Source organism: Alloscardovia venturai, assembly GCF_042676605.1.
In the GTDB taxonomy this organism is placed as follows: Bacteria; Actinomycetota; Actinomycetes; order Actinomycetales; family Bifidobacteriaceae; genus Alloscardovia; species Alloscardovia venturai.
Genome location: NZ_JBHTHQ010000017.1, coordinates 1 through 4,320 on the forward strand (window position 1 = coordinate 1; position 4,320 = coordinate 4,320).

General features: G+C 43.7%; 2 protein-coding genes. Both read left to right on the forward strand.

Going from position 1 to position 4,320, the window contains the following annotated elements; translation table 11 throughout:
• Nucleotides 1–215: 215 nt before the first annotated feature.
• Complete coding sequence (locus ACFQY8_RS03340; protein ID WP_377938497.1) at nt 216–497, forward strand: hypothetical protein; 282 nt, start codon at nt 216–218, stop codon at nt 495–497.
• A gap of 121 nt (nt 498–618) precedes the next feature.
• A partial coding sequence (locus tag ACFQY8_RS03345) for a DUF6531 domain-containing protein (RefSeq protein WP_377938498.1) occupies nt 619–4,320 on the forward strand: 3,702 nt, incomplete at its 3' end.

A 4,320-nucleotide genomic window follows, 5' to 3' on the forward strand; every position in this document is an offset into this window, starting at 1 on the left:
ATCAAACTGATAAGTACGACTCCCACAACTAGTAGGCGTATACGAAACAACCTGACCATCCCCACCATACGCCACCATATAAAGTACAAAATATATAGCTCTCAACTCTGCTTGATGCATACGTCTTACTGTACAGATAGACTTGAAGAAGTACATGGAGTACGGATTATTCTTATCACTATTCGTGGTGAATGGCAGCGTAGAAGGAGCGGGACGTGAGTCGTGTGTTATCGACGGAGCAGGCGAAAACTTCTATTCAGCAGATTCAGAGCATCATTAATGGCGGGCTGACTGACCAGATTAATCAGCTCAATTCACAGGGGCAAACTTTGTCTGATCCCAATGTGTGGGATGGTCCTTTGGCTGAGCGTTTCCGAGGTCAGACATGGCCTGAGACTCGTCAAGCTTTAGAAAAGGCTAAGAATGAACTTGAAGAGCTTCGTCAGCAACTTCAGCAGATTGCTGATAATATTTTCACTGCTGGTGGCGGTCAGTAGACTACTCCTAGGTTTTTGCGGGATTTATTTTCACGGCATGATGACGTGTGTGAGTGGGAATAAATCCCTTTTCTTTTATATGTGATAAAAGTTGTTGCATTAAGAATGAGGATTGATATTCGTGGTAAATCTAAAGGGCAATACCGAGGACGTTTATACGAGTGTTCAAAAGAATGCGAGTGAAAATTTCATTACTGCTTGTACTAGTATGTCTACTGCTCTTCAGGATGCCAACACAGCGTATAACAACGGTGCCTCTACTGCGAAAAATCAGTTCCAAGGCTATTTTAGAGATATCTTCGATACGAATTGTGCTGTGCAAAATACTGATAGGGATAATCTTGTCGCAGCACTTGATGCTGTAGCTAAAGGTATGCGCCAAGCTCAAGCTGCTGCTCAAGCTGAACAGAAACGTCGCGAAAAAGCACGCGAATGGCAAAAGAAACATGCTGAGTGGCAACGTCACATAGATGATAAAAGTTGGTTTGGTATTCCATCACTCGTCTATGCTCAGCAACATAGTGAGCCAAAAATCTCTGAAAAAGATTTAAAAGAAGGTACTAAACCAAGTATTAGTGCTCCTCAGACAAAAGCAGTAAGCCGTGATACGCCACAACCTGGTTCTGCAAGCGGTACTACGAACGTTTCATCGGCGATATCAGATAATCTTGACACGTTTGTTAATACGGTGCGAGGTACGACGGGTACTGTTACAGCTAAGATTTCTGCGCTTTCTAATGCATATAATTCTCTTGAATCTGCATGGACGTGGAAAAATTCCGCTACGCTAATTAACGGTATGGCAGATTTGATTACTACGTTTTCTGCTTATAACCAAAATAATGATAATGATGCTACATGGTTAAGTGTCATTTCCAATGCTTTTGCGACTGCAGGAGGTCAAGGTAGTGTCGTGTCATTATCTGACCAAGCTTTACTCGCAACGCTTCAAGCTGCTGGAGTATCTACCACACGCCAAGCATTGCTAGTGCCTCAGTTGAGTCTCGCGGGAATGCCTGTTTCTACTGGCTTTGCGGATGATCCTGTCAATACGGTTACTGGTAATTTCGTAGAGCCAGAAATTGATATAGCGTTCATGGGCGCAGCTTCAAGCTTGGCGTGTATGCGAATGTACAATTCGCATATTGCTTACATGCAAAATTCTGGTCTATCAGATGCGCCAAGTATTGGCGTATATGGCATCGGATGGTCATCAATTCTGGATCAGCGTATGGTCATTACTGATGATTCAGTAACTTGGATTCATGATGATGGTCGTCAGAGCGTTTTCCCTCTCAACATTGATAATGATGCTACCCGTGCAAATAATGAGAATTTCTGGGCTCGTAAGACGACGTTGGCAGAAACTCGACTCATAGGAGACTTTGCAGATAGCGGTGCCTCTAGTGATGTGTGGCTAATTAATGATAATCATGGGACACAATGGGTGTTCGATACAGATGGCCAGTGGGTTGCGTACTCATCTCATAAGTCGGATACTGTTCGCGCCGTTCGTGATGATTCTAATCGCATTATTCTTCTTGAGCACGCAAGAGGTCGCTCTATCTCGGTGAATTACAACGCATTGGGCTTTGTTTCTTCGCTCGTTGCGAGCGATGGGCAAATTGTGTCATATGAGTACGAGGATAATTATCTTACAGTTGTAGTATCTCATGACGGTCATCGTTCTTACATTCTTGGCAGACAAAAGCTCATCGAGAAAGTCATCAGTGCTACTGGTGTAGTTGAAGTAACTAATACGTATGATGACAAAGCACGAGTTACATCACAGACCTCACAGTTTGGTCGTACATCTCGGTACACGTATTTGCCGGGAAATGTGACAACTATTTCTGATAATGATGGCAAGCGTGCAAACACGTGGATTGCTGATCGTTATGGTCGAACTGTTGGGCTTATCGATTCTCACGGTAACCGCCAATCTATGGCGTATGATGAGCATGGCAATCTAGTCATGAGTCGTGACCGTGACGGGGATACTACTATTCATTTTTATGATGACCGTGGTCGCGAGACTCGAACTGTACTTCCTACTAAAGCTCAGATTCGTTACGAGTGGGATGATTATGACAGAGTAACTCTCGTCTCAACTGATAATGGTTCTACGATGTCGTACTGGTATGCGAATGATAGTGACCGTAACCCAAGCAAAATTATTGATGCTGTAGGAGGTGTCACGCTCTTAGAGTGGAGTATTGATAGTAAGCTTGAACGGATTATAGACCCAACGGGTGTAACGATTTCTTTCGAATATGACCAGTATGGCGATTTAATTGGTGTTATGAATGCTCTGGGCGATACATCGCGTCTTGTACGGGATGATGCTGGGCGTATCATTCAAGCTATTAGTCCATTAGGCTTTGCAACATACTTTGAGTATACCGATAAAGGAATGCTCAAGACGGTTACGCAAGCAGATAAACATAAGTGGAATTATGAGTATGATACACATAATCGGCTCGTGGCTATTACTGCGCCAGACAACACCATAACACGTTATGAATATGCTCCTCATGGTGAACTTATTCGTGTTATTGATCCTTTAGGCAGATCCACTGAGCAGACTTTTGATGATTTAGGTAACGTTAGCGAGACTATTTTACCTGATGGCGCTCGATGGGCATTTACCCGCGACAGTCTATCTCGGCTGACCCAAATTGTTGATCCGTCAGGCTCAGCGTGGAATTATGCATACACGAAGACAGGGGACGTGACTAAGATTACGGACCCTACAGGAGTATCACAGCAATCTACAGGTAATCTCCTTCATGGCTCTGTCCATAGCTTAGATACTCAAGGACAAGTCGATGAAACTGTTTATTTTGACAAGTATGGTCGTCCAGTAACACTCACAGATATTTCTGGAGCTAGTGAGTCTGTTTCTTATGACGCTTCAGGAAAAGTTATAGAAATCATTAATGCTGAAGGTGGTTGTACAAAATTTACGCGTGATTTATCTGGTCGTATAGTATCCGTAGTGTCTCCTGAAGGGCGAGAAACAAAGTATACGTACGACTCTTGTGGTCGTCTTGCAACGATTGTCACACCTAATGGTGGGATAACGTCATATACATATGATGCAGATTCCCGACTGATAGCACAAGTGAACCCAGCTGGCGAGAAATCAACGTATACGTATGATTGTATGAACCGTCTCGTTGAATCAACCATTCCAGGAGTTGGAAAGAGCCAATATTCCTATGATGCTATGGGACGAGTTACATATAGCCGAGATATCAATTACGGGATACGCAAATTCGCGTACGATAGAGCAGGACGTCTTGTCAAAGCTACAAATGGCGTAGGTGGAGTTACTCGTTATGAATATGATGCGCGTGACCGTATTACTGCTATCACTGATCCGTTGGGTGGAGTTACTTGTCGGGAGTATAACAATCAGGATAAAGTAGTAAAGGTTACTGACCGACTTGGTCGAGTTACTTCCGCTACTTATGATGCCGCAGGACGTCAGCTAAGCCAGACAGGTCCTGATGGCGTTACACTTAAATTCGTATACGACAATGGTGAACTTACAGAGACATTGGTAGACGGGAATCTTCTATCCCGCGTTGAGATGGATCGCGTAAATAGAACAGTAAAATTGCTTGACTATACAGATCCAACGAATACACAGCCTACGACACATACACTCCGATTCGATGCTTTGGGGCGCCTCACTGTACAAGAATTTGATGACTCTCATACGCATACACAGCAGAAATCATCTTGGTCGTATGGTGGGGATGGTCAGGTTGTTTCGTATACGCCTACTAGTTGTGGGAGTCGTACTTATCAGTTTGAT